Raw genomic sequence first — 24,983 nt, 5'->3', positions numbered from 1 at the left:
AGCACATATAGCATCTTTAGGGCTACAAGGGCAGCGATCTGCTGCCCTTGTAAATCACATATCTGTTAATACAGAGTTGCCAAAAATGTATACCTTGGCGGGTCTGTTAGCCATACTTGGTAATCGAACCGTCGCTTGGCTTTTACCCTGTTGGTTTTTTACAATCCACCCTACTTGCACGGAAAGCTTTGCAGCTTTTCTATAATCTCTTCCTTTCGTTATTTCCTTCCAGCCTTCTGGAAGGATGAAAAACAACACTCCCTCCTCTTCTCCCACTTTGGGATTTTTCCGATACCCCACCATCTGAGTCGGTCGGTGGTTAGGATCATCCCAATCCGCAAACCGGCTGTACTGGTAAGCGGTAAAGAACTGGCGGATCTGGCGCAGGGTTGCGGCGTCTTCCTGGTTGCCCAAGTGGCCACGGTCGGCCAGCCACGCATCAAGGCAAATTCTCGCGGCTTTGGTGGCTTCTCCCGATTGCCATCCAGTGATGCCCAAGCGTGTGGCCAGCTCACCGGCTGCGGCTACCAGGGCAAAGCGGTTAATGGCTCGACCTACCTGATTACCGGCGCCCTCTGGGGTCATGGTGGTGATCAGTCGGCGAATTTCGGCCTTCATCCAGGCGCTGTGCTCGTTCAAGTCGTTGGCCAATGCCTCGACATAGGCCCGAAAGGCGGTGCCGTGTTGGCCTTGCAGGCGCTCGCGCATGGTATCGGCGAACTGGCGGCCATCGGCCATGCCGTGCAGTTCTTCAAACGCGCCGTGCTTGCCGGTATCACTCGGGATCTGGATGGTGCGGATCTCCATACCGGCAAAGGTGCGCTGGCCTGCTTGCTCGGCGTGGTCTTCCAGGGAAAGCTCGCCAGTGGAGAGGAACAACAAGCGCCACTGTTTTCGCTCACGTAGTTCCCCATCCTGGCGGCTTCTTCCCTTGCCCTGGCCATTGGCCAGCATGTAGGCCACCAGACCCGCCTCCCGGCCATCTACCTCCTTGATTTCATCCAGACAGAGCAGGGCATCGTTGCGGCGACTGGCGATCCCTTCTATGGCGTTACCAGTGGCCCGCCATGTGTGAGCGAATGCCTCGGGGCCATACACGCTGGCAGCGGCCATCATGACGGTGGTTTTGCCGTCGGTGCTCTCGCCTTTCAGGTGGAAACCACCACCTTCGACCCCTATCAGCGTTAGCAAGGGTGCCGCAAAGGCACAGGACAGGGAAAAGGCCAACCGGCTGTTGCCTACCGCCAGGGCTGCCACCTGGGCTTGCCATTCAGCCAAGGTGCCGGATGTAGTGAAGTCGTTGTTCACATAGCCAGTGGTTTGCAGGATCACCTCGTTAGCATCCGGCCCCAGGTTGCCGTTTGGCAGCACATAGGCTTGCTTGTGCCAGCCGGTGCGATCAACACAGGTGATCCGGGCTTGCGGTTGGCAGCTCATCAGGTAATCACGCAGCAAGTTCTTTTTGCTCATGTTGATATAACTGAGTCCGCTTTCTGCCAGCTGGCCGAACACCTCCTCACCGCCTTTGTGAACCAGCATTCGCATGGGCATTGCCCAACGGCGGGTCTTGCCGTTGGTATCCCGCCATTCCAGCAATCGTCCAAAGCCCTGGCCCTGCTCGGTATGGGTGATCGCGGTGACGTGCAGGGGTGAGCAGATAGGCACTGGCACCCGTTCAGCCTCTTCTCCCTTGCCGCGCCACTCCATGGCAAAGAGCTGCTCTTTGCTCATGCTGTAATTGTCTGGCAGTTCTGGGGTCTTGGGGGGCAGTTGTGCCGGTGTCTGAGTCTTTGCGTAAGAGGTCATGATCGCCTTCTTGGTATCGAGCAGCCCATGGGCTTGGTGGTAATCGTTCCAATCACCGGCCTCATGAGGAAGGCAAACTAGCCCTCCTACCACTGCAGCGGCTTGTTGGGCTTTGGCTTGGCCTGGGTTGCCATCAATCTGGGCATCGTTATCCCCCGCAATCAGGATCGGCTCTGCTCCTTCGCGGCGCTTGGCTATCTCTGCGACTGCCAGCAGGTTGCCCGTATCCATGGCGCAATAGATGGTTGCGCCTGTTGCCAAGTGGACGGATACGCCCGTTGCGTAGCCTTCACAGATGGCGACTTGCAGGCCACCGGTTAACCGATGAAATGCCCCTGCTTTCTGGCCGCCGGCCAAATAGCGTTTCTCGCCTTGATCGTCGATTAGCTGGACGTTGACCAGCAGATCATTTTCATCTGTTAGCGGTATTACCAGGGAGCCTTGGGGGAAGTTGTGCCGGGCCTCGCGGATCAAGGTCTGATTGGTGTCTGCCAGCCAATCTGGCAAATGTTTAAGGGCCAGATAGGGGCTACGTCCTTTGATGCAATCTCGCATGATTGAGGCCGCCCTGGTGCAGGCTTTGCGCTTGGCTTTTTCCTCGTCCTGTCGGGCCTTGGCCGCTATCTGCTCCGCATTTTGACGGCGGGCCGCTAACTCTTGCTCATCCAGACCCGATGCGGATAGCCCGAGTAGGGCGGCCACCTCTTGGGCGGCCTCCTTGGTGCTTTTGTGGGTGGCCTTGGCCAGTAGGGTTAGACCATCACCGGCTCCGCATTGTGTGCAAATCCAGGTTCCTCGCCCTTCCTTGTCATCCAGGCGAAACCGGTCTTTCCCACCACAGGCAGGGCAGGGGCCATGCTGGCCACGTTTGGGAATAGAAAGCCCCAGCTCTGCCAGGATTGCTGGCCATTGACCACGGGCTGCCAGGGAGACATCAGAGACAATACGAGGGGAGATCATGATTCACCTCCCGGTAACCGGTCATTCAGTTCACTGATCCGGCAAGAGTTGGTTTCTACCTCTTTGGCTAGTCCACGCAACAGGCCAGATAGGCCATAGGTAAACTCTTCGTGTTCGATACGGTCTTTACGCTCCCAATCCACGCTGGCAGTCAGCAACCGGGAAAGGGTATTCAGGGCGCAGGCAGATACATCAAGATCAGCGGTGACACGAGTAAGTTCTTTTGAGGGGTGAGGGTGTTGATTCATGCTTGCCCCCTTTTCGCATTGGGAATACGGGCAACAAACACGAGTGGCAAGCCAGGAAGATTGGCGCGCGCTTGGGCTTCGGTATCAGCGACAGCAGAAATGGTGCGTATACGGTGCAGGTCTGAGACCCGGCCACGAGTGGCGATCAGGAAGGTAAATATCATTGGGGTTATCCCTACGTGAAGTTGACGCAGGGCGGATCGGGTAGCCGCAAAGCAGTGCTCACGTAGGCAGGCACAGTGGGGGCGTTTTCTTTGGCTCCCGACCCATGCCCCCAAAACAGGATAGATCTCCGGCAAGGTGCCAGAAATGGGGGAAAGGGATACAAATTTTCCTACGTGAGTCGCTGCTTGCGGGTGCTTAATCCGCCAGCCTTGTCGCTTGCTTAAGGCGACATAGGAAAGGCTATCCGAATTGATCCATGGATGCAACTCTTGCCGGGGATCAGGGGCTTTGCTATGGTGCATGGGCTTGCTCCTCTGGAATTGGGGGTGGGGTAAGCAAATAGGGAGCCCTGGCAGGCTCCCTTTTGTATTTCCGGTTTGTGTTACTCCCCAAGCTCCCGCTGCAAGCACTGGCGCTTGCCTGGGCTATTGCACAGCGCCAGCAGGTCAGCCGCTTGCGGGCGGGTCGAGGTGACCAGCACTTCACGGGCGGCGGGCTTGTCGCCATCCAGTGCCACCGGCTCACCGCTCATTGCCTCTTTGAGGGCGTGGGCCAGCTCGTTCTGTGCCCACTTGCGCGCCCCTTCCTGCCCCATAATGGTGGCCTTGGCGTGGGTCAGGGCGGCCAGCTCGGCCAGTCGCCCCTTGAGCCCGTTGAGGATGGACGGCATCACCTTGTGGTCGAGATAGCTTTCATAGCCTCCGGCCACCATGCTCTGGGCGCTGTTGACCGCCAGCTGGGACTGATAGAGCGGCATGGCCAAGCGCTTTTCCTGAGACTCCGACAAGATGGCCGCCGCCTTGGCATCCTCCAGCAGCTCCCCCAGCTCGCGGTATTCCCGCGCCGCTTCCAGTGACACTTCCCCGCCCATCAGTTGGTTAATGCGCCCCTGGCGCAGCTCTTCGCGGCGCTCCTTGGCGGTTGGGATTTGGGCCAACAGGGCTTTGCGTTGTGCACGCAGTACCTGAATTTCGCTGTCCAGCTCCATCAGCTTTTGATGCTCGCTTTGGAACAAGGCCACGTGTTCATCCAGTCGGCTGGCGCGGGTGCCCACTGGGGCATTAGGGAGCTGAATAGTCGGCACGGCCTGCAAAGTCGGTTGTTGCATGGGGTTACTCCTCGGTGGCAAGGGTGATGGCATCAAAGGCGGCGTAAGCGGTGGGCTCGCCCAGGGCGTAGGACTGGGCGCGGTTGTAGCGAATGCCCCAGCTGGCGAGGTCGTCAATGTCCCCCGCGTTGAGGCGGTGGGTGTGGTTGACGGTGAGCACTTGCAGGTTCTCGACCAGGGTAATAGCCAGATAGGTGCTCGGCATGTGCTGGTGCGAGACAAAGCCCAGGTCGGCAATCTTCATGCGCTGGGTCTTGTCCCGTACCTGTCCGGCTTTGAGGTGGGCTTTCTGGTGGGCGCGTAGCAGGTCGCCGCCGACCATCACCACCAAGCGCGGGTCTTGGCGGTACGCTTCGGGCAACTTCTCAATCAGGGCATACACCATCGCGTCCAGGTCGGTGAAATCGCCTTTGCCGCTGGGGTCGAACGTCACGGCATCGCGCAGCACCCGCAGCCCCTCGGGGTCGGCGGCCTTGGCCAGCGTAGGCCAGCCCATCATCACATCTTCCCCGTTCGGGTTGGCCTCGGGGTCGGTGTTGACGGCGGCGGTCTGGCCATGGAAGCCGACCCGTATCAGGTCATCCGCAAAGGCGGCCAGCGCCAGCTCTTCGAGCAGGTTGTTGACTTGGCGCTGGTCGAGCCCTGCCAGCATCTGGGCCAGCTGTTGCCACGTCCAGATAGCGCTGCTGTCCAGCTCTTCGTATTCGTGTTCACGCTTGCTTGGCTCGGCCCGCACCAGAAAGCGCCCTTGTGCCTTGCGGCCACTGCGCAGGGCTGGCTTGAGCGGGTCAAAGCGCAGCGCGTGGGGGTCATCCACGCCCTGGATAGAGACCATCCACAGAAACGGGGCGGCCTGTAGCATGGCCGCTGTCAGTGCCATGCTGGCGGCGTTGTCGAGGTTGCCAAAGCTGGGTTGAGGCGCAGGGATAAAGCTCAGACGCACATCGCGCAGCAGGTCAGATAAGCTCATTGAGTGGGACTCCTTAGTAAATGCGGTAATGGTTGGCGTGGGTGGGGTCGTCACTGCGGTCAGCAGCGGGGGCGCTCGGCTGGTTGGGTCGATACGGGGTGAGGCTGTCGAGCTTTTGGCAAAGGGCCGTCAACCTCGCCGACAGGGCCTCTATCTGGCTAAACATCTGCTCGGGTTTTGATGTCCGGAAAGTGGGTTTTGCAGGCACAACGGGCGCAGACACAGGCACCAGCAGGGGGCGCCTGCTCGGCGGCTTGGCGCTAAATTGCAACTGGGTGAGCCCCGTCAAGGTGGGCTGGTCAGTGACAGTCACGCCGGACAGATACCACTTGCCAGTGCCCGCGAAATTCTCGCTGGCCTCAATGGCGCAAAAGGCATGGGCGCCGCTGGTGTTGAGGTCTATCAGTTCCAGGGTGGGGCACAGCTCGGCCAGCAGCTTGAGCTGGTCGCCTTGCTCTTGCAGCTTCACGGCGTGGACGTGCCCCAGCGGGCGACCCCGTACCCCATCCGGCCAGAGGTTGGCCACGTAAAAGTTCGGGTCGTATGTCTCGGCCAACTGGCGCAGACACTCGGGCGTGATGATGCGGCCATCCAGTGTTCGCCCCGTGCTGGCGATGCAAATCCAGCCGGTTTTTACTTGGCTTGTCATTGTGCGGCTCTCCGGGTTACAAGTGGTTTCGTCAGTGAATTGGTCTGCTCCAGTGCAGCCTGCATATCTAATTGCTGTTGGTGCGCTGTCACGCTTTGGCTCAAGGTGCCATGTGCTTCTGGCGACAGGCCACGCACCAGGCTTATTGCCATGTCGCTGGCACTTTTGGCGGATGGGCTCAGGGTGTGGCTATAGGCCAGGGTGGATACCCAGGAGTGCCCACAATTAACATCTGTGCATTGGCAATAGAGGTTGGCGACCCCCGCTGTTATGCGGTTGGTTTTGGTGATGCGGCCCAACTGGCCGCACTCGGTGCACATCACACGCATAGTGAGTACCTCCAAGGTTATTGGATGGGATTCGCTGGTTTGCTGGAATGCAGCATCTTTCGTGCTGCCAGGAACGCATCGAGATCGGCGCGTTCGTAGAGGGTGCGGTTACCCAGTTTGTAGTAAGGGAGTTCATAGCGGCCATTACTGGCCCACACCCCGAGGGTCTTCTCTGACAACCCAAGGTAGGCGGCAGCCTCACGACGGGTGAGACGGTCTGGCGTACTTTGGTTAATTGCGGATTTCATATTGGCACCCCCTGCATTGATTTAATGCAGCTGATTTTCTCTGGGGTGCCATGAAAACGGGAGGGATAAAAGTGGTCTTGGTTTTTTTACTTGTGCTGTTAGAAGTCTTCTGTTATTGCTTGCTGAATTGGCATATCCCATACCCCAGCATGAGTCAGTGTCCTTTCCCAGGTCCTTAAACATTGTACGTCAGCAAAAGCCAGTGCATTCTTCCTATATGTTTTTCGCAATGACTCAGGCTCTATATTTAAGTGTGGGTATACTAGTGAAAGAATTAACTCATCACTAATAACACCAGGGTAAAGCTGATTGGCGATCATCGTATCTAGCAGCATAATGTATTTATTGGTAATGATTTTCCTCAGTGAGTTATTACTTACCTTCATGCTGTCTTGTCTTAATTCGATGGCGCACTCCTGACGCCATGTGTCCAGCAGACGACTTATATCCTCGAGGATTTCTTTGTTTGTGTAGTGACTTAAGTTGATTGCCACAACAATGTTTTCACCTGGAGAATATTGGAGTTTTGGCGCAAAAACATCAATGTTAGCTTCAATGGTATGATGTGCACTGAACGAGTCGACAGGACTTAGTTCTTTAGACTCTGCAACCCGAGCCATTTCATAGACCTTTTCGACGGATAGTGGTGTCACACTGTTCAGGTATGAAAGTACCTTTGGCTCATCCAATATAATGTCGTTCATAAAAACTTGTAGTTCGTATGCCTTGGCCCGGATCTCTCTTAACGTAGTTATTTCTGAAATTCCAGTTGATTTTATTATTTCTCTAATCTTTGTTGCGTCGCACCGTCCTTTCATAAAGTCGAATATATTTATTTGTATGTCATCTGGTCGATGAATAGTAAGGCTGTCGGATAGATACATTTTCAGCCATGGCTCGATATAGTGGCCTGCGGCTGGGTCATTATTTACTAGTAGGTCATGGATATTAGCCCGCAAGTGAAGTTGTTCAATTACCTCTTGAGTGGTTGATTCACTAATGTTTTTATATTTTTCATTTTGAAAGGCAGTGATTATTTTAGTGTGCATCACACCATTTTTTAGAGAGAGTTTGAACTCTTCATTTTCCATGTAATCAGCTTTAAACACCGTTCTCTCCTCTATTATTCGGGGCTTCATGCAGGCTTAGCAATAAGCGTCTTTGCTCCTGCTCTGATAACGTTGCAAAAATAGTCATTAGATTGCTATTGGCATTATTTGTACTGTCCAGGCGGCCTGCATATTCCAAAATATCCCGCTCGATCCTGGTCGCCGGTTTACGCAGCTCGTCCGCTGTGAAATGGATATAGCCTTGCGTCACGTCAGCACTGCGCAGAGTGCGGTGGTTCATCAGCCGCTTGATGGTGTACTGGCCGACCTCGGCCAGTTCGGCCACGGTGCCAAAGGTGCGGCGGGCATCGTGGCATTTGAACTCGAGCGGCGGCAGGCCGTCCGGGTTTGGGTGGGGGACGGTGGCGGCGCATATCTTGGCAATGACCCGGCGCGGCTCATGAATGGGACGATCAGGATTACGGCCAGGAAATACGAACAGGCTCTGTTTTAGGTTCCAGTGCCAGCGGCGGCGGAAGATGGTGAGCAGGGTTTCGGTGATCGGCAGTTCCAGCGGGTCGCCGTTCTTGGTCTTATCAATCCAGAAGTAACCACCGCTCATACTGACGCGATCCCAGGTGAGCTGGAACACTTCGGAACGGCGCAAGCCGGTAAACAGTGCCATGTCGATGGCATCGCAGACGGTGGCGGTGGTGTCGTCTCGCCAGTCGATGGCGTATTGCCTGACCTGTTCCACCGCATCCAGCCAGCGCCGGAGTTCGTGAGTGCGGATCCGGTCATTGCGTCTGGGGTTATTGTGCCAGAGGCGCTTGCTGCTCAAGACTTCGGTGGGTGGCTCAGGCAGCATCACCCGATCATTGGCGTCCCGGTAATGGTCGCGGGCAAAGCGCCACACGGCCCGCAGGGTACGCGCCCAGCGGTCGGCCTGTGCCTTGCTGCCCTTGCCGGTCCCCGCCTTGCGAAACTCACGGGCCGCGCCATGCCAAGAGCCGGGCAAGCCCTCGGTGATGGCCTTGTGCCGTACCTCGATCTTTTCCCTGGTGAGTTTGAGCAAGGAGATCGTCATCCAGTCGCCGGAGTAGTTGTTGAGATCGGCGCGGTAGTGCTTGGCTGTCTCCGACCTGATCCGATCCCCTCGGCTGGCAAGGTAGGCATCAATGGCTTCGCCCAGGGTGACCTTCAACTTGTCCTGCTCACGCCGGATCACGTTAGGGTTCTGGCCAGTCATGGCCACATCGCCCAGGATCTCCAACGCCTTGGCGCGGGCCATGTCGATGGTCAGTGCCGGGTAGCGCCCCAAGGTCGCCCTGATAAAGCGTCCCTCTTTGCTCTTGGCCACGCTAAACGACTTGCTCCCAGTGGCCCCGACCCGGAGCCTCAGCCCCTGCACCATGGCATCACAGTACTCGACCTGCTTCCCCTCTGGTGCGGGGGGCAGTGCATCGATCGTGGCCTTGGTGAATTTGAACGCTTTCATCTTCCTCCCACAAAACAGGCTAGCCAGAGGAAGGGCAGGCAAGACAGGTCTTGTAACCTCTGTAACCTCTGACTATTTATGGTGAGGTTACAAACAAACCCAGCTAAACCGTGGCTTGTAGGGGGTTGTAACCTTGTAACCTCTGTAACCTCAATATTTAAACCCTATGCGACCTTTTTTGGCCCAAGGGGGGAGTGGCGTTTGCTGCTCCTTTCCCTGGCTAGCCTGCTCTTGGCCGACCAATCGATCCGGGTATCCTAGAAATCGATTGGTCGAAAAAGGATACGTATAGGATACGTCAGAGGGAGAATATGGGGGAAGAGTGGGGAAGGTCATAAAATAAGCATGTCAGTCTAAGGTATTGATTTATATAACATCATATACTGTACGTAAATACAGTAAAAAGCCATTTTCCCACGCTCATAATCGATTGGTCGCCCGTTCAAGTCGGGCAGGGGCCACCAAATCCAGACAACGCCGCTCATCATGAGCGGCGTTGTCGTTTCTGGCGCTTACCATCTCCGATCCAGATCCGTGGCGTAGAGCGCCATGGCGCGTCGATAAGGGATCAGATCGGGAGCGGTTGTCGTCTCTGCCAGCACCGCCAGCAGGCTCTCCATTCCCTCCTTGTGGCGCCCCATGTTGTAGCAAACCATGGCACGAAATACCTTCAACTCATTGGCATTCGGGAAGCAGACCAGACCCTGCTCTAAGGCCGCCAGCGCCTCCAGGTACTGCCTTGTGGTGCGATAAGAGCTGCCAAGGCCGAGCCAGGCTCCGCGCAGCGCATCACCCGTTAATCCCAGTGCGATGGCCCGCTGATAGAGGGGGATCGCTTGTGCCTCTCGCCCCAGGTTATCGTGCAGGCCAGCCACTTCATAATGCAGCTTGGCGTCTTGCGGACGCTCTGCGAGCTGAAGCAGGCCGTGTTGACGAGCCTCTTCGATCCGTCCCTCGGCTTTCAGATTTTGTAGCTGTTCCATATGCGCTCCTGCTGGGAATGTCGATTCAGTATGCCTGCGAGTCGGCGACCGGGAAATGACAGAGGGCGCGCTATCGTGTGGGTGCAAGGGGCAGTTGAGATGGCCCCAAATGAGCAGGGCCTCCTGCCCGGATGGGAAGGAGGCCCTGCTGGTTGGTCGCAACCTGAAAGCGTCGCAACCCCTTGGGGTTTACTGGGCGTTCAGGCTGTAGGTCAGGGTTTGATCGTTGAAGCGGACCACATAGGCTCCCACCACCGGGGTAGTGATGTCGGCACCGGTCAGCTCGGCGACGCCATCCTTGTTGGTATCCCCGTAGTTCTGGCTCCAGTCGCCCTTTACATCGAACTTGAAGCGCTGGTTGGTCTGGCCATCGAAGGTGACTCGTGCTTCCCACTGATTGTCGGCGACCAGGGTCATGGCAAGAACACCCCAGCCGTTCGGGGTACCGCGAAAGTGCAGGGTCGGCAGCTCGCTGGTGTAGGCGTCACTGCCGTCGGTCACGTTCACTGTCGCGCTGGCACTGGCTGTCAGCCCTTCTGTATCGGTGACAGTGACTGTCACTGTGCGGGAACCCGGGGTATCGAACTGGACAGTCTCTGTCTTGCCGCTGCCACCTGTGGACCAGCTGTAACTCGCAACACCGGCATCATCGGTGGAACCTGAGGCGTCAAACACCAGGCTCTCACTCAGCTTGACGCTGGGGTTTTTGGGCGAGATGACCGCAACTGGTGCCTGGTTGTTGTTCAACGCCGTGACCGTGTAGCTGAGATCGCTCTCCTTGAGAGCGATGCGATACTGGCCTGCACCATTGAAGTAGATATCCCTGGTGCTGCCCTTGTCGGCAATGCCGTCCCCTTCGTTGTCACCGTAGTTCTCGGTCCAGTTGCCAAACACATCGAACTTGAAACGCTGGGCACCGCTGGTGTCACCGGCGCCGGTGAAGTTGACGATGGCCGACCAGATGCGGTTGTCATCCACCTGCATTGCCGTGTTGCCCCAGGCATTATGAGTACCGCGCAGGTTCAGGCTGCTGAATCGGTTACCCGGTATGACGCCACCGCAAGGGGCTGCCTTGGTACAGCCGGCCAGGATGGCGGCGGCCTTCATGCCGGCGAGGTTCAGGCTGGCCTTGCCGCTGCCGTCGACCTTGATGTAGGCGCCGCTGCAGTAATCATTGCCACTCAGGATGTTGCAGTACTCACCAGCGGGCAGTCCGGTCTGGATCGAGGCTATCAGGTTGCCGCTTTCGTTGTTGATGGCGACGAAACCTTTGTCCCCCCGACCGAAGGCAATCTGGTTGTTGCCGTTATCCCACCAGTTGTTGACCGGCAGATCCTTGGTCTGGTTGTGGAACATGGCCATGTTCATGATCTGTGGACGGCGTTGTTCACAGTTCCACTGGGTATCGGAGCAAGGTGTGCTGCCGGGGGCGCCCTTGTCGGTTTCGTAGGCACCCATGTTCTCGAAGCGATATCCCGACATTACCTGTTTCCAGCCATAGGGCCAGGCCATCATGAAGACGTTGGCCAGCTCATAGCGGGCACCGTTCATGAAAGTGAGCATGCCGCCGCCACCGTGACCGCGCTCGCGGTCGTGGTTGACCACGAAGATGAAGGATTTGTCGGAAGGGAGCAGGCCCCAGCTTTCTCCCAGGGTCTTGAGATTTTTGATCTTGCCGTTGAAGTTGGCGGCAAGATCGGTGCCGTACTTGAACTCGGTGACTGTGTCGACATGGGTGTAGCGATTGGGCTGGATCTCGGCGGATTCACCACCTGCGCCGATCACTTCCAGATAGGCTTTTGGGGAGCCGGCCTTGACGAGGATTGCCTTCACATCGGCAGGGGGCATGTGTTTGGCCGCGTCAACCCGAAAACCTGCAACTCCCCAACCGAGCAGGGTCTTCATATAGGTGGCAATCTGATCCTGCACATAGGGCGACTCGGTTTTCAGGTCCGGCATCCCGTAGAGCGCGCCATTCCAGACGTTGTTGCTGTCGCCGTAGTTGGTGATGTCACCGCTATGGTGAAAGTCGTTGTAGCCGAACTGGGGATACTGATATTGCCCCGAGTTGTAGCTGCCGCCGCCGGTGGCGGTTCCCGTGCCCGATGCCAGCTGGTTGAAGACGGCATCGGCGTAGATCTTGACCCCGGCGGCGTTACAGCGGGCGATCATGCTCTTGAGCTCAGCCTCGCTGCCGCCGAAGCTGTTGAAATTTTTGAAGCTGACAGGTTGATAGACGGTCCACCAGACCTGACTTCCTTGCTTGTGCTCGGCTGGCGGCGTGATCTGAACGCTTCCGAATCCTTTGGGGCCGAGGACATTCTCGCACTCGTTGGCGATGTCGTTGAACTTCCATTGGAACAGGTGAACCATGACGCCTTCGGCGGCGGTTGTGTGGCTGAATGAGCTCAGCACCGCAGCGAGCATGGCAGTTCGAAACAGTGTGTTGTGCATGACGATTTTCCCTTCGATTTTGCTGTTATTGATGTGTCACTGTCGGAATTTCGAACGGACAACGAACAATCCTCGTTCGGCTCAATAGCATCAATGAAATCGATCTGGTTGAAAATCAAACAATTATATTTAGTTAATAATTGTGAATGAAAATGCTTTCATGCGCTATTTGAACGGTTATCGATGACAAGGTATGGGGCTTTCCAACGCCGGAGTCATTCGGTATAGATGCTGGCGTTAAGCAGGGGAAGGATGACTGGGTAGCAGGTGCGGGTTTGCCGATGCAGCATGGCTGCACCTAAATTGTGTCGGGATACGGGCACCCGGGGAGGATGCCCGTCTGGGTCAAGAGTGCGGCTCTTGCCGGGCTGTTGCGGTCCGCTGGCGCATCGGCAACATGCGAGCTACCAGGTTGCTGCGCTGACGCCAGGAGGTGAACGCCAGGGCCGTCAGGTGCAGAGCAATCAGCCCCTGCAACGCCCAGGTGCACCAGACGTGCCAGTCATCGGCACCCAGCTCAAACCCCGTCTCCGTGTTCTGGAACCAGCCGCTACCTGCGGTGGCCAGTACGGTCAGCCAGAGCGCCCATACTGCCAGTTTGCCGCTGCCATGATGACCGGGGGCGGCCGGAGCACGTTCCCGCAGCTCCACGGCCTGCTGGCGAAAATCTTCCCGGCTCGGGATCAGGGATCGCAACCGGGCATGGTCTTTGGCGAAAGAGAGTCCCCACAGCAGGCGCAGGACAATCAGTGCCATGGCTGCGTACCCCAGCCATTCATGCCACTCCTCCCCGGCTTCGTTGAGCCAGAGATTGCCGATACAGGCAGCCGCCACACCCCAATGGGTGAGGCGGACCAGACTATCCCAGTGAAAGGGATCAGCCTTTTTGCTTGGCATATTTGTGGTACTCCTTCTTCAGGTCATTGACCTTGGCCAGGTGCTCGCGCGCCTTGGCCTCGTCACCTGCCTTGAGGGCGGCCAGGCTGGCATCCAGCTCGCTCTGCACCTCGTTCATGCCTTCCAGGAACTTCTCTTTCTTGGCTGTTGGCATGTTCTTCTGCTTGGCGACGTCGAGCTGAGCCTTCATCTCGTTGATGTGCTTCTCCATGGTGGCTGCATCGTCAGCTTTGACAGCCTGCTTGTAGTTGAAGCCGATCTTCTTCATCGGCTGTTCCAGATCACCCGCCATGGCAGGCAGGGTCATCAGGCCAAACATCAGGGGCAGCAACAGGGGGCGAACAGTTTTCAACATGGAATTTCCTTATTGGACGACATTGCGGTTTCTTATGGCACTCTTTTGAGTGCGGTTAATTTAACATGATGCCATGAAGATTGGGCAATTGTATGAAGAAAGTACGACCAATTGTGACCAAGTGTGTCCATTGTGCTGATCACATGTAGCACGCCGAATGGCACCTGGTTTGTCAGACGATGGACGTTGGCGAGGGGAGGAATAGCGACATCACAACCCCGTTGCTGGTAATCGGGCGGTGCCAGGCAGAAAAAAGGGCCCGCAGGCCCTGATGATCAAGATGGTGGCGAAGGCGGGAATTACTGCTCCTGCTCGCGCTCTATGGCACGCCAGCCGATGTCCTTGCGGTAGAAGATGCCATCCCACTTGATGCGACCAGCCAGCTGATAGGCGCGTTGCTGCGCCTCGGCAACCGTGTAGCCCAGCGCGGTGGCGCACAGCACGCGGCCACCCTGGGTCAGGCTGGTATCCCCTTCCAGTCGGGTACCGGCATGGAACACCTTCTCACCGGCCACTTCATCCACCGGCAAGCCGCTGATGGGGTGATTGCTGCTGTAGTCGCCAGGATAACCACCCGCTGCCAGCACAACACCGATGGCGGCGCGAGGATCATAGATGGCCTCTTTCTGATCCAGCTTGCCTTCGCAGGCGGCCAGGCAGAGCTCCACCAGATCGGACTGCATTCGCAGCATGATGGGCTGGGTCTCGGGGTCGCCGAAGCGGCAGTTGAACTCGATCACCTTGGGGTTGCCCTGGCCATCTATCATCAAGCCGGCGTAGAGGAAGCCGGTGTAGACATTGCCTTCGGCCGCCATGCCACACACGGTTGGCATGATCACCTGCTCCATCACCTTCTTGTGCACCGCATCGGTGACCACGGGTGCCGGGGAGTATGCGCCCATGCCGCCGGTGTTGGGGCCTGTGTCGCCGTCGCCGACCCGCTTGTGATCCTGACTGGTGGCCATGGGCAGCACATGCTCGCCATCCACCATGACGATGAAGCTCGCCTCTTCCCCATCCAGAAACTCTTCGATCACCACACGGGCACCGGCATCGCCAAATGCATTGCCGGAGAGCATGTCACGCACGGCGTCTTCCGCTTCTTGCAGGGTCATGGCGACGATCACGCCTTTACCTGCCGCCAGACCATCGGCCTTGATGACGATGGGAGCACCCTTCTCACGCAGATAGGCGAGCGCAGGTTCCACCTCGGTGAAGTTCTGGTAGTCGGCGGTCGGAATGGCGTGACGTGCCAGGAAATCCTTGGTGAAGGCCTTGGAGCCTTCCAGCTGGGCGGCGGCGGCGGTTGGGCCAAAGATGGGCTGACCGGCGGCGCGGAAGGCATCGACCACCCCCTTCACCAGCGGGGCTTCAGGCCCGACTATGGTGAGACCGACCTGTTTCTCTTTGGCAAAGGCCAGCAGCCCTTCGATGTCGGTCGCCTCGATGGCGACGTTCTCGACGCCAGGCTCCAGCTGGGTGCCCGCATTGCCTGGTGCGACGAAGACGTGGTGCACCAGTGGAGAGTGTTTGGCCTTCCAGGCCAGGGCGTGTTCACGACCGCCGTTGCCAATGATCAGTACTTTCATCGTATCGCTCGCTTCTATTTGTGGTAACCGGCTCGGCCGCAGATGGCGTGTCTCCGGTTGAAAATAGTCAGTTGAAAAGAGACAACAAAAGGGTCGCCAGCGGCGACCCTGACTCATCAGTGACGGAAATGGCGCATGTTGGTGAACACCATTGTCATGCCATGTTCGTCGGCGGCGTCGATCACCTCCTGATCGCGCATCGAGCCACCTGGCTGGATGACGCAGGCGATACCGGCGGCCGCGGCGGCATCGATGCCGTCACGGAACGGGAAGAAGGCATCGGACGCCATGACGGAGCCCGCGACTGTCAGCCCTTCATCCTCGGCTTTGATGCCGGCGATCTTGGCGGAGTAGACCCGGCTCATCTGGCCGGCGCCGACGCCTATGGTCTGGCCCTCTTTGGCGTAGACGATGGCGTTGGATTTGACGAACTTGGCCACTTTCCAGCAAAACAGCAGATCTTTCAGTTCGGCTTCGGTTGGCTGGCGCTTGCTGACCACTTTCAGGTCGCCCTGGGTCACCATGCCGAGATCCCGCTCTTGCACCAGCAGGCCGCCGTTGACCCGTTTGAGGTCAAACCCCTGAGCCAGTGCAGTCCACTGGCCGCACTCGAGCAGACGAACGTTCTGCTTGGCGGCGACTACATCGCGAGCCTCCTGGCTCACGCTCGGGGCAATGATCACTTCCACGAACTGGCGCGCGACTATGGCGGCTGCGGTGGCCCCGTCCAGTTCGCGGTTGAAGGCGATGATGCCGCCAAAGGCGGAAGTGGGGTCGGTCTGGTAGGCGCGATCGTAGGCAGTCAGCAGGTCATCGCCGATGGCCACGCCACAGGGGTTGGCGTGCTTGACGATGACGCAGGCGGGCTCACTGAACTCTTTCACGCACTCCAGCGCCGCGTCGGTATCGGCGATGTTGTTGTAGGAGAGCGCCTTGCCCTGCAGCTGTTGGCTGCTTGCGACAGAACCCGGGGTGGCATGCTCCTCGGCATAGAAGGCGGCAGCCTGATGGCTGTTCTCGCCGTAGCGCATGTCCTGCTTCTTGATGAACTGGCTGTTGAAGGTGCGCGGAAAACGGGACTCGGCGTCGCCTTCCTTGTTGTCACCATACGAGGGCACCATGGTACCGAAGTAGTTGGTGATCATGCCGTCATAGGCGGCTGTGTGCTCGAAGGCGGCGATGGCAAGGTCAAAACGAGTAGCCAGTTTCAGGCTGTTGCCGTTGGCATCCATCTCGGCGATCACGCGTGCGTAGTCGGCTGCCTTGACCACAATTGCCACGTCTTTGTGGTTCTTGGCGGCGGAGCGCACCATGGTCGGGCCGCCGATGTCGATGTTTTCGACTGCATCGGCCAGGGTACAACCGGCTTTGGCCACGGTAGCGGCAAAGGGGTAGAGGTTGACGACAACCATGTCGATGGGGGAGATATTGTGCTGGGCCATGATGGCGTCATCCTGATCCCGACGGCCGAGAATGCCGCCATGAACCTTGGGATGCAGGGTCTTGACCCGACCATCCATCATTTCAGGGAAACCCGTGTAGTCGGAGACCTCGGTCACCGGCAGACCCGCGTCGCCGAGCAGCTTGGCGGTGCCGCCAGTGGAGAGCAGGGCCACGCCACGTTCGTTGAGTGCCTTGGCAAATTCCAGGATGCCAGTCTTGTCAGACACACTCAGCAGTGCACGGCGAATGGGTCGAGCTTGTTCCATCACACTATCGTCCTCAGCATGCGGGAACTTCTATGGCAGGCAAGCGCACTGGGTCGCACCAAACACAGAGAGTCCCCAAATAAATGTAAGTGGGGGATTTCGCAAACCACTCTCGCCTGAAAGACCCGTTTCTGGCAAAAGCGTTTTAGGAAATACCCGCTTGACGCGACGCTCTCTTGTGGGCGCGTATTCTACACAAAAAATGTGACCTGTGGTGGATTTTTTAAAGTGACAAAGCCTTGTCTGGTGCGGTGTTAAACGTTTTCTGGTTGTTTTTTGTGAAACGTTTGTCTTTTCAGTGTTTTGATGAAAAAAAGCGGCGGACTCACCTTTTGCTTGCCCCTTTCCTGCCCTTGGCTGGCAATCAAGGGGCAAAGGGGCGATAGTAGGTTCCGGTTTTTTCGAGTGGCAAACCAGAAGGGAGGCAGGGCATGTATCGGATCGGTGAACTGGCCAAGGCGTGCGGGGTAAAGGCGGATACCCTGCGCTTTTACGAGAAGAACGGCCTCATCTCGCCGGGGATCCGCAACGAGTCCGGCTACCGCCTCTACGGCGAGCAGGACAGGCGGCGACTGGAGTTCATCATTCGTGCCAAGTCGGTGGGCTTCTCCCTTGCCGACATAGGTGAGCTGCTCGATCTCGACACCCACAAGGCCAAGGTGACCTGTCAGGAGGTGAAGGCGGTGGCCGACACCAAGCTGGCCCAGGTGGAGCAGAAAATCGTGGAGCTGACCCGCTTTCGCGAGAATCTGCGCGAGCTCTCCAACATCTGCTGCGGCGGTCCTCGCTCGGCGGAGCACTGTGCCATCCTGGAGGTGCTCGAATCCGGCGCCCCCGCCCAGCATGAGCATCATGCCCACGCTCATGAATAAACCCATTGACCCGACAGCGGTTGCTGGTGGCGAGCATCCAGATAGCGCCCTATCAGCCGTTTGCGCACAGAGACAAACATCATGATGACAAGACCCGAAGTCACCGTCTTCCTGGCGCTTTCCCTTGATGGCTTCATCGCGGGGGAGGCCCACTCACTCGACTGGTTGACGCCTTATTCTTCCGATCCCCCCGATGAAACCGGGTTCAATGCGCTGATGGAGCATAGCGATACGCTGCTGATGGGGCGCAATACCTATGATGCCATCATGGGGTTCGGCGTCTGGCCCTATGACGGATTGAGAGTCAGGGTGATGACGCACAATCCCGTCGAGCCTCGCTATCAGGAACAATTTGTCAGTGGTGAACTGAGGCAGATACTGGCTAGGCTATGGGATGAAGGGGCCCGTCATGTCTATCTGGATGGCGGCAACCTGGTGCGCCAGGCTCTGCAGGCCGACCTGGTCGATACGCTGACGCTGTCCAGCGTCCCAGTGCTGCTTGGCAAAGGCATTCCGCTGTTCGGAACTGATATCCCGGTGAGTCATTGGCATCCAGCTCAGGTGAAGACGCTGCCAAGCGGGATTGTTCAGGTGAGTTACCAGCGAGAGCAAAAGGGCTGATCAGTTTGCCAGGATGCCATTGTGACGGCGGCGATTTGGTGACAAAATCGCTGCGTTTTTGACCTGGGCCACAGGGCCTGCAGAGAAAACCGCCATCCAGCCAATAACGAGAGAGAAGAGAAGGAGCCACTATGGTCAAGAGAAGGGTTGATGAGCCCGTCATCGTGCAGGATATCGCCGCTCAGGCAGGCTATGCCCACAGGCGCGGGGAGATAAAGGATAACCACTTGCAAGCCCTGCTCACGGATCCGCTGTTTCGCAGCCGGGTCGAGCAAAACAAAAAGGGCAAGGGGAGTTACCAGCGCAAGGCCAAATATGGCAAGCGGTGGGAGCCCGGCCAACAGCAGATGGGACGCGTCTGTTGCTGAGCGGGTTTCTGCCATAGGCAGGATTCAAAACAATCAGGGCGCCAATGGCGCCCTGATTGTTTTATGGCGAAAACGGCTCGCCAATACTTGGCTCACGACCTGTCGCGAGAAACGGTCAACAAGGTGAAGAGCAGCGCAGGAACCGGAGCGTATAGGCATACGTGAGGATTCCGAGCAGCGCATGAGCCTTGATCACGGTTTCGCAGCAAGATCGTGAACAAGTTTTTACTCGTCCATAAAGAGTTCCAGCAGCACATTCAGGTAGCGATGGCCGAGGGAGGTGAGCTGCCAGCAATCCCCCAGGTCTTCGATCAGCTCCTTGGTCTGGGCAATCGCGAGCATAGTCTCCACCCGCTCCAGGCCCAAGCCGGTGTAAGCCTCGAACTCCGCCTTGGGGGCCGGCTCGAATAATCTGAACCGGTTCATGAAGTACTCCAGCGGCAGTTCGTCCTCGGTCACCTGCCACTGCTTGTCCAGGTAGGGGCGGGCGGGATCCAGATAGCCTTTCGGGTGCTTCACCTTGGCGCTGCGCAGTATCTGGCCGCTGGCAAGGTCCGTCATCTTGCCGTGGGCGCCGCAACCTATCCCGAGATAATCGCCGAAACGCCAGTAGTTGAGATTGTGGCGGCACTGGTAGCCCGCTTTGGCATAGGCCGAGATCTCGTACTGCTGATAGCCCCGGGCGGTGAGCATGGCGTGCCCCTGCTCGTAGATGTCCCACAGGGTGTCATCCTCCGGCAGCCGTGGCGGCTTGGAGGCGAACGCCGTGTTCGGCTCTATGGTGAGCTGATACCAGGACAGATGCGGCGGCGCGCAGTCGATGGCCTGCTGCAGATCATAGAGGGCGTCGTCCAGGCTCTGATCCGGCAGGCCGTGCATCAGGTCCAGGTTGAAGGTGGGAAGCGCGATGGCGTGGGCCAGCGCTGCGGCCTTGCGAGCCTCTTCGGGGCCGTGGATGCGACCGAGCCGGGTCAATTTTTCTTGCTGGAAGCTCTGTACCCCGATGGAGATGCGGTTGATGCCCGCCTGCTTGAAGCCGGCGAACTTGTCCGCCTCCACAGTGCCCGGGTTGGCCTCCATAGTGATCTCGCAATCCGGCGTCAGGGGGATGCGGGCACGTACCCCGTCCAGCAGGGTCTGCATGGCCTCTACCGTCAGCAGGCTGGGGGTGCCACCGCCGATAAAGATGGAGGAGAGCGGACGCCCCTGGGCCCACTTCAGATCCAGATCCAGATCCTCCAGCAGAGCGGCCACATACTCGAGGTGGGGCAGCTCCCCTTTCTGGGCGTGGGAGTTGAAGTCGCAGTAAGGGCACTTCTGGACGCACCAGGGCACATGGATATAGAGGGAGAGGGGCGGCAGTTGCAGCATGGGGCTTCCAATAATCAAAAATAAAAACGGGGGCTGACGGCCCCCATTGTAGATGACAATGCTTGATTGGCGAGAGGCGGCGAACTCAGTGAGTCGCAGCCAGAGCGGCTTTCAGCTTGGCCAGCGCCTGGCCGCGATGACTCAGCTGGTTTTTCAGCTCGCCCGGCATCTGGGCCGAGGTGCAGTCATGGTCGGGGACAAAGAACACGGGATCATAGCCAAAGCCGTGCTGGCCGCGGGGCTCGTCGATGATCATCCCCTCCCAGCTTGCCTGGCAGATGATGGGGGTGGGATCGTCGGCGTGACGCATGTAGACCAGCACGCACCAGAAGCGGGCACTCTTGAGATAGTCGGGGGCACCCTTGAGCTCGGCCAGCAGCTTGTCGATGTTCTCCTTGTCGCTGGCACCTGCACCGGCAAAGCGGGCGGAGTAGACGCCGGGGCGACCGTGCAGCAGATCCACTTCCAGTCCCGAGTCGTCGGCGACGGCGGGCAGACCTGTGATGCGGGCGGCGTGACGGGCCTTGATGATGGCATTCTCGACGAAGGTGGTGCCGGTCTCGTCGGCATCAGGCACAGCAAACTCGCTCTGTGGGATCACCTGGATCTTCATATCGGCCAGCATGGTGGCCAATTCCTTCACCTTTTTCTGGTTCCCTGTTGCCAGGACAAGCTTGTTCATCGAGCACCTCCGCAAAATAATCTGCGCATTCTATGCGGGGCACGCCTTGAGTAAAAGCGCCAATTGCCCTCAATACCTCCGAGGCTGGCCACTACTTTGACCCCGGTGGAGGTGCGAATAACATACATGTTTCCGTATAGGAATAACCAAAGTGATTAAATACCATTTCAATTCATTACTGTGAGTCAGTAGACTCGCGCCCCAATCGATTTTCCGTAAGCCATGAGGTGACTGATGCCATTGATTCTTCTGCTTGTACTACTGGTGCTGTTCAGTCCGCTGGCCATCGACATCTACCTGCCGGCCATTCCGCAGATGGCCGAGCAGCTAGGTGCCGAAGTGACACTGATGCAGGGCACCATCACCTGGTTCCTGTTCAGCATGGGGCTGGGTCAGCTGCTGGTGGGGCCGCTCGCCGACCGTTATGGCCGCAAGCCCATCGCCCTGGGCGGTGTGCTGCTCTATGGCCTGAGCGCCCTGGCGGCCGGCTTTGCCGCCAGCCTGGGTGAGCTGATGCTGGCACGGGTGCTGCAAGGCTTCGGCGCTTGTGCCACCTCGGTCGCCGCTTTTTCTGTGGTGCGTGACAGCTATGGTCCCAAGAAGAGCGGCCAGATGATCTCCTATCTCAATGGCGCCATCTGCTTTATTCCTGCGCTGGCGCCGCTGCTGGGTGGCTGGCTCACCGCCAAGGCGGGCTGGTCTGCCAACTTCTGGTTCATGGCAGGTTACGCGGCCATCGTTGGCAGCTGGCTGCTGTGGCGGATGCCGGAGACCCGCCCGGGCGAGACCAGCAGCAGTGGTCCGCTCATCAGCTGGTCCCGCTACAGCCCTGTGCTGCGCTCCCCGAGCTTCCTGTTCAACGCCTGTCTGTGCATGTTGGCGATGGCGGTGATCCTGGCCTATGTCACGGCCGCCCCTGTGCAGTTGATGGTGAAACTGGGGCTGGACATGAGCGGTTTCAGCTACTGGTTCACGGCCAATGCGGCGCTGAACATCCTCGCCTGCTTCCTGGCGCCCCGTTTCATCGCCAGAGTCGGGCCGAGACGCACACTGCGCATCGGTCTGCTGGTGATCACACTGTCAGCCATGGCGCTGACCCTGGTGCAGCATATCGACCACCCGCTGGCCATGATGGGGCCCGTGTTCTTCTCCAGCATCGGTTTTGCCATGGTGCTGGGGGCCGCGGCCGGCATGGCACTGGCACCGTTCGGCCACTGTGCCGGTACGGCAGCGGCCCTGCTCGGCCTGTTCCAGATGAGTGGCTCCGGCGCCCTGGTTGGGATCACGGGCTGGTTGATGCCGGATCCGCTCAACCAGCTGGCGCTGCACATGTGGCTGCTGTTGCCGCCATTGCTGTTGCTGCTGACTCGTCAGGGCCGGCGCTTGTGTTTGCAATAAATCCTGTGCTCTGATGGGCACACTCAGGGGGCCATGAGCCCCCTGTTCTTTTTGCAGGCGACATCTCGCCTGACTCTCATGACACACAGACCCGTGGAGAAAACCGGATGAGCCAGACTCTCAACGCCGCCCTGGTGGGCTATGGCTTCGCAGGCAAGACCTTTCACGCCCCCTTCCTGACCAGTACTCCGGGCCTCTCCCTCAGTTGGGTCGTGAGCCGCGATGCGGCCAAGGTGCAGGCCGATCTGCCCGGTTGCCGGGTTGGCTCGCTGGAAGAAGTGTTGGCCGACAGCGCTGTGGATCTGGTGGTGATCGCCACCCCCAACGACACCCATGCCCCCATTGCCCGCCAGGCGCTGCTGGCCGGCAAGCACGTGGTGATCGACAAGCCGTTTGCGCTGGATCTGGCCGAGGCGAAGGCGCTGGTTGAGCTGGCCGGGGAGCAGCAGCGGCTGCTCAGCATCTTCCACAATCGGCGCTGGGACGGGGATTTTCTTACTGTGCGCCGTCTGCTGGCAGAGGGGGCCCTGGGGCAAATTGCCCAGTTCGAATCCCACTTCGACCGCTATCGCCCCGAAGTGCGCCAGCGCTGGCGCGAAGCTGGCGGCCCCGGCTCGGGTCTGTGGTTCGATCTTGGTCCTCATATTCTGGATCAGGCGCTGCAACTGTTTGGCCAGCCCGACTGGTTGCAGGCGGACTTGGCCCTGCAGCGGCCGGGTGCATTGAGCGATGACTACTTCCACGTGACGCTGGGCTATGGCGAATTGAGAGTGATATTGCACGGCAGCTGTCTGGTGTCGGCCACCATGCCTCGCTTCGTCATTCACGGCAGTGAAGGATCCTTCATCAAATTCGGCATGGACGTGCAGGAAGATCAGCTCAAACTTGGCAAGCGGCCCCCGGCGGCCGACTGGGGGCTGGATGATGAGCCCGGTCAGCTCAGCCGTATCCGGGAGGGCCAGTTGCAGCAAGAGACAGTGGCCGGTGAGGCAGGGGATTACGGTGCCTACTATCGCGGTGTTTGCGCTGCCATCCTGGGGGAGGGAGAGAATCCCGTCCCGGCCCGCGAGGCACTGGCCGTGATGGCGCTGCTGGATCTGGCCCGTGACAGCCACCAGCAGGGGAAACGGCTGGTTTGTCAGGTTTTGTCTGATTGATACTTCTGTCGTGGGTATCATTCGGCCAGATGCAATCACCACTTGCTGCCAGTGAATGTGCCATTTTTGGTGATTTATTATACGAAGCGGCAGTTTGGTGAGTGTTTTGTGTTAATGTTTTTAGTTGTAGTAGTTCTTTTCATCTAGCCAACGAGAAAATATCATTGTGATACTCGTTTCCATTGGCCGCGTATGGGGATATATTTCGCGCGCCTCTTGGCTCCCGGCCTAATGGGTTTCTAACCGGGTGAAAGGACGCACTGTGATGGTTGAATGAACCATCTCTCCATATTTTTTTGAGGGTATGCACATGAACAAAGTACTGGTAGCCGGTATCCTGGGTCTGATGTTGACCGCCTGTGGTCAGAAAGAAGAAGCCGCTGCTCCGGCTGCGACTCCGGCCGCCGACGTTGCTGCAACTGTTGAGAAAGCCGCTAGCGAAGCCACTGCTACTGTAGAGAAGGCTGCTTCCGAAGCGACTGCAACTGTTGAGAAAGCTGCTGCTGACGTAGCCACCAAGGCTGAAGCCGCAGTGAGCGATGCCAAGGCCAACTAAGCCTGCACCTCATCTGAAGACGGGCCCGGAGGCAACTCCGGGCCCGTTTTTATGCGTGATCGCAGGCCGTATTGATACGCGAAGTGAGGATGTGGTCCTCCCAGCGGCCATTGATCATCAGGTAATCCCGGGCATAGCCTTGCCGCTCAAAGCCAAGGCGCTCGAGCAGGGTGATTGACTGGCATATGGCTCGCTGACGCTAGACCGAGGGGTTGAGCCGGGCGGTGAGAACATGATCCTCCCAGCTGCCATTGATCATCAGGTAATCCCGGGCATAGCCTTCCCGCTCAAAGCCAAGGCGCTCGAGCAGGGCGGCGCTGCGCAGGGTGATTGACTGGCATATGGCTCGCTTTATGACGCTAGACCGAGGGGTTGAGCCGGGCGGTGAGAACATGATCCTCCCAGCGGCCATTGATCATCAGATAGTCCCGGGCATAGCCCTCCCGCTCAAAGCCAAGGCGCTCGAGCAGGGCGGCGCTGCGCAGATTGGCTGGCATATAGCTTGCCATGACGCGGTGCAGGCCATGTTCCCGAAACAGATAGGCTATTCCGGCACCGACCACCTCTTGCATCAGACCCTGACCCTCATGGGCTTTATCGACGGCATAACCGAGGTGACAGGCCTTGAACATGCCCATCATGATGTTGGTGAAGTTGCAGGTGGCGATCACCTGCTCGCCCTTGGGGTCGAGCGCCACCAGATGGACGGCGCTGCCGTTGAAGAACTGGCCATAGCTGTCGCGCAATCGACCATGCCAGTGACTCAGGGTATAGAAGCTCTCGTCACGGCTGGGTTCCCAGGGGGTGAGGTGAGCGCGGTTGCGCAGATAGAAATCCAGCATCAGGTCGGCCCGTTCGGGCGGCAGAACAGTGACTCGGGTGCGGGCCGTGCTGAGGTGTGGTAGTGCCATCAAGGTTCCCTCTGTGGATTCATGAGCCTG

General features: G+C 58.3%; 24 protein-coding genes and 3 pseudogenes. 6 read left to right on the top strand and 21 right to left on the bottom strand.

The window, feature by feature from the left end; genetic code table 11:
* Positions 1-54 precede the first annotated feature (54 nt).
* From GWQ27_RS09130 to purH, 16 genes and pseudogenes are all read right to left on the bottom strand, one after another.
* Entirely contained in the window at positions 55-2,766 is a 2,712-nt protein-coding gene (locus tag GWQ27_RS09130) for a DUF927 domain-containing protein (protein ID WP_275907184.1), read from the bottom strand.
* Complete coding sequence (locus tag GWQ27_RS09125; protein ID WP_125601595.1) at positions 2,763-3,014, bottom strand: hypothetical protein; 252 nt, start codon at positions 3,012-3,014, stop codon at positions 2,763-2,765. Before GWQ27_RS09125 ends, GWQ27_RS09130 begins: the two co-directional genes overlap by 4 nt.
* Entirely contained in the window at positions 3,011-3,481 is a 471-nt protein-coding gene (locus tag GWQ27_RS09120; protein ID WP_275907183.1) for a host cell division inhibitor Icd-like protein, read from the bottom strand. Before GWQ27_RS09120 ends, GWQ27_RS09125 begins: the two co-directional genes overlap by 4 nt.
* An 80-nt stretch (positions 3,482-3,561) precedes the next feature.
* The gene (locus GWQ27_RS09115; protein WP_275907182.1) at positions 3,562-4,287 is read right to left on the bottom strand and encodes a hypothetical protein; all 726 of its coding nucleotides are present in this window, start codon (positions 4,285-4,287) and stop codon (positions 3,562-3,564) included.
* A 4-nt stretch (positions 4,288-4,291) separates the two neighbouring features.
* A complete protein-coding gene (locus tag GWQ27_RS09110) occupies positions 4,292-5,257 on the bottom strand; it encodes a P2 family phage major capsid protein (RefSeq protein ID WP_275907181.1) in 966 nt (321 codons plus the stop codon).
* 13 nt (positions 5,258-5,270) lie between these two features.
* Positions 5,271-5,906 (bottom strand): GPO family capsid scaffolding protein, encoded by a 636-nt coding sequence (locus GWQ27_RS09105; RefSeq protein WP_275907180.1) that lies wholly within the window; start codon positions 5,904-5,906, stop codon positions 5,271-5,273.
* Positions 5,907-6,022: 116 nt separating this feature from the next.
* Positions 6,023-6,235, bottom strand: a pseudogene (locus GWQ27_RS09100) (ogr/Delta-like zinc finger family protein); the annotation flags it as partial.
* Positions 6,236-6,252: 17 nt separating this feature from the next.
* Positions 6,253-6,483, bottom strand: a complete 231-nt coding sequence (locus GWQ27_RS09095; protein ID WP_212540074.1) for a helix-turn-helix domain-containing protein — start codon at positions 6,481-6,483, stop codon at positions 6,253-6,255.
* A 98-nt stretch (positions 6,484-6,581) separates the two neighbouring features.
* Positions 6,582-7,592, bottom strand: coding sequence for a DUF6387 family protein (locus tag GWQ27_RS09090; protein ID WP_275907179.1), 1,011 nt, complete (start codon positions 7,590-7,592; stop codon positions 6,582-6,584).
* On the bottom strand, positions 7,585-9,030 hold the full coding sequence (locus tag GWQ27_RS09085) for a site-specific integrase (RefSeq protein WP_275907178.1): 1,446 nt from the start codon (positions 9,028-9,030) through the stop codon (positions 7,585-7,587). Before GWQ27_RS09085 ends, GWQ27_RS09090 begins: the two co-directional genes overlap by 8 nt.
* A gap of 512 nt (positions 9,031-9,542) precedes the next feature.
* The gene (locus GWQ27_RS09080) at positions 9,543-10,013 is read right to left on the bottom strand and encodes a tetratricopeptide repeat protein (RefSeq protein WP_275907177.1); all 471 of its coding nucleotides are present in this window, start codon (positions 10,011-10,013) and stop codon (positions 9,543-9,545) included.
* A gap of 189 nt (positions 10,014-10,202) precedes the next feature.
* Positions 10,203-12,467 carry an alpha amylase C-terminal domain-containing protein gene (locus tag GWQ27_RS09075; protein WP_275907176.1) on the bottom strand — a complete coding sequence of 755 codons (2,265 nt, stop codon included), beginning with the start codon at positions 12,465-12,467 and terminating at the stop codon, positions 10,203-10,205.
* A 345-nt stretch (positions 12,468-12,812) separates the two neighbouring features.
* A complete protein-coding gene (locus tag GWQ27_RS09070; protein WP_111589071.1) occupies positions 12,813-13,364 on the bottom strand; it encodes a cytochrome b/b6 domain-containing protein in 552 nt (183 codons plus the stop codon).
* Positions 13,345-13,719 carry a cytochrome b562 gene (locus GWQ27_RS09065; RefSeq protein WP_005318930.1) on the bottom strand — a complete coding sequence of 125 codons (375 nt, stop codon included), beginning with the start codon at positions 13,717-13,719 and terminating at the stop codon, positions 13,345-13,347. The genes GWQ27_RS09070 and GWQ27_RS09065 overlap by 20 nt, the downstream gene beginning before the upstream one ends.
* 299 nt (positions 13,720-14,018) lie before the next feature.
* Complete coding sequence (purD, locus tag GWQ27_RS09060; RefSeq protein ID WP_275907175.1) at positions 14,019-15,308, bottom strand: phosphoribosylamine--glycine ligase; 1,290 nt, start codon at positions 15,306-15,308, stop codon at positions 14,019-14,021.
* A gap of 116 nt (positions 15,309-15,424) precedes the next feature.
* Entirely contained in the window at positions 15,425-17,017 is a 1,593-nt protein-coding gene (gene purH, locus GWQ27_RS09055) for a bifunctional phosphoribosylaminoimidazolecarboxamide formyltransferase/IMP cyclohydrolase (RefSeq protein ID WP_275907174.1), read from the bottom strand.
* A gap of 431 nt (positions 17,018-17,448) precedes the next feature.
* Here purH and zntR point away from each other — a divergent pair, with 431 nt between their 5' ends.
* The 3 genes from zntR (at position 17,449) to GWQ27_RS09040 (ending at position 18,878) form a co-directional block, all read left to right on the top strand.
* A complete protein-coding gene (zntR, locus tag GWQ27_RS09050; protein ID WP_059113499.1) occupies positions 17,449-17,889 on the top strand; it encodes a Zn(2+)-responsive transcriptional regulator in 441 nt (146 codons plus the stop codon).
* Between the two features lie 81 nt (positions 17,890-17,970).
* Positions 17,971-18,510 carry a dihydrofolate reductase family protein gene (locus tag GWQ27_RS09045; RefSeq protein ID WP_275907173.1) on the top strand — a complete coding sequence of 180 codons (540 nt, stop codon included), beginning with the start codon at positions 17,971-17,973 and terminating at the stop codon, positions 18,508-18,510.
* A 131-nt stretch (positions 18,511-18,641) separates the two neighbouring features.
* Positions 18,642-18,878: a ribosome alternative rescue factor ArfA gene (locus GWQ27_RS09040; RefSeq protein ID WP_159165447.1), complete on the top strand. Its 237-nt coding sequence runs from the start codon at positions 18,642-18,644 to the stop codon at positions 18,876-18,878.
* Positions 18,879-19,103: 225 nt separating this feature from the next.
* Here the strand turns inward: GWQ27_RS09040 and hemW are convergent, their stop codons facing one another.
* Positions 19,104-20,249: a radical SAM family heme chaperone HemW gene (gene hemW / locus GWQ27_RS09035; RefSeq protein WP_159165448.1), complete on the bottom strand. Its 1,146-nt coding sequence runs from the start codon at positions 20,247-20,249 to the stop codon at positions 19,104-19,106.
* An 85-nt stretch (positions 20,250-20,334) separates the two neighbouring features.
* Positions 20,335-20,931, bottom strand: coding sequence for an RdgB/HAM1 family non-canonical purine NTP pyrophosphatase (gene rdgB, locus GWQ27_RS09030; RefSeq protein WP_275907172.1), 597 nt, complete (start codon positions 20,929-20,931; stop codon positions 20,335-20,337).
* Positions 20,932-21,165: 234 nt separating this feature from the next.
* On the opposite strand from rdgB, the gene GWQ27_RS09025 reads away from it, so the two are divergent.
* The 3 genes from GWQ27_RS09025 (at position 21,166) to GWQ27_RS09015 (ending at position 24,042) form a co-directional block, all read left to right on the top strand.
* Positions 21,166-22,329 carry a multidrug effflux MFS transporter gene (locus tag GWQ27_RS09025; RefSeq protein ID WP_021140085.1) on the top strand — a complete coding sequence of 388 codons (1,164 nt, stop codon included), beginning with the start codon at positions 21,166-21,168 and terminating at the stop codon, positions 22,327-22,329.
* Positions 22,330-22,436: 107 nt separating this feature from the next.
* Positions 22,437-23,486 (top strand): oxidoreductase, encoded by a 1,050-nt coding sequence (locus GWQ27_RS09020; RefSeq protein ID WP_219597784.1) that lies wholly within the window; start codon positions 22,437-22,439, stop codon positions 23,484-23,486.
* Between the two features lie 310 nt (positions 23,487-23,796).
* Positions 23,797-24,042 (top strand): hypothetical protein, encoded by a 246-nt coding sequence (locus GWQ27_RS09015; RefSeq protein ID WP_005318949.1) that lies wholly within the window; start codon positions 23,797-23,799, stop codon positions 24,040-24,042.
* Positions 24,043-24,091: 49 nt separating this feature from the next.
* Here the strand turns inward: GWQ27_RS09015 and GWQ27_RS09010 are convergent.
* From GWQ27_RS09010 to GWQ27_RS09000, 3 genes and pseudogenes are all read right to left on the bottom strand, one after another.
* Positions 24,092-24,223, bottom strand: a pseudogene (locus tag GWQ27_RS09010) (30S ribosomal protein S5 alanine N-acetyltransferase); the annotation flags it as partial.
* Between the two features lie 18 nt (positions 24,224-24,241).
* A pseudogene (locus GWQ27_RS09005) lies at positions 24,242-24,364 on the bottom strand (30S ribosomal protein S5 alanine N-acetyltransferase); the annotation flags it as partial.
* Between the two features lie 37 nt (positions 24,365-24,401).
* Entirely contained in the window at positions 24,402-24,953 is a 552-nt protein-coding gene (locus GWQ27_RS09000) for a GNAT family N-acetyltransferase (RefSeq protein WP_099994269.1), read from the bottom strand.
* Between the last annotated feature and the right edge of the window lie 30 nt (positions 24,954-24,983).

The sequence above is a fragment of the Aeromonas sp. 5HA1 genome, assembly GCF_029237245.1.
In the GTDB taxonomy this organism is placed as follows: Bacteria; Pseudomonadota; Gammaproteobacteria; order Enterobacterales; family Aeromonadaceae; genus Aeromonas; species Aeromonas salmonicida.
This window is presented reverse-complemented; position numbering and strand designations above follow the sequence as displayed.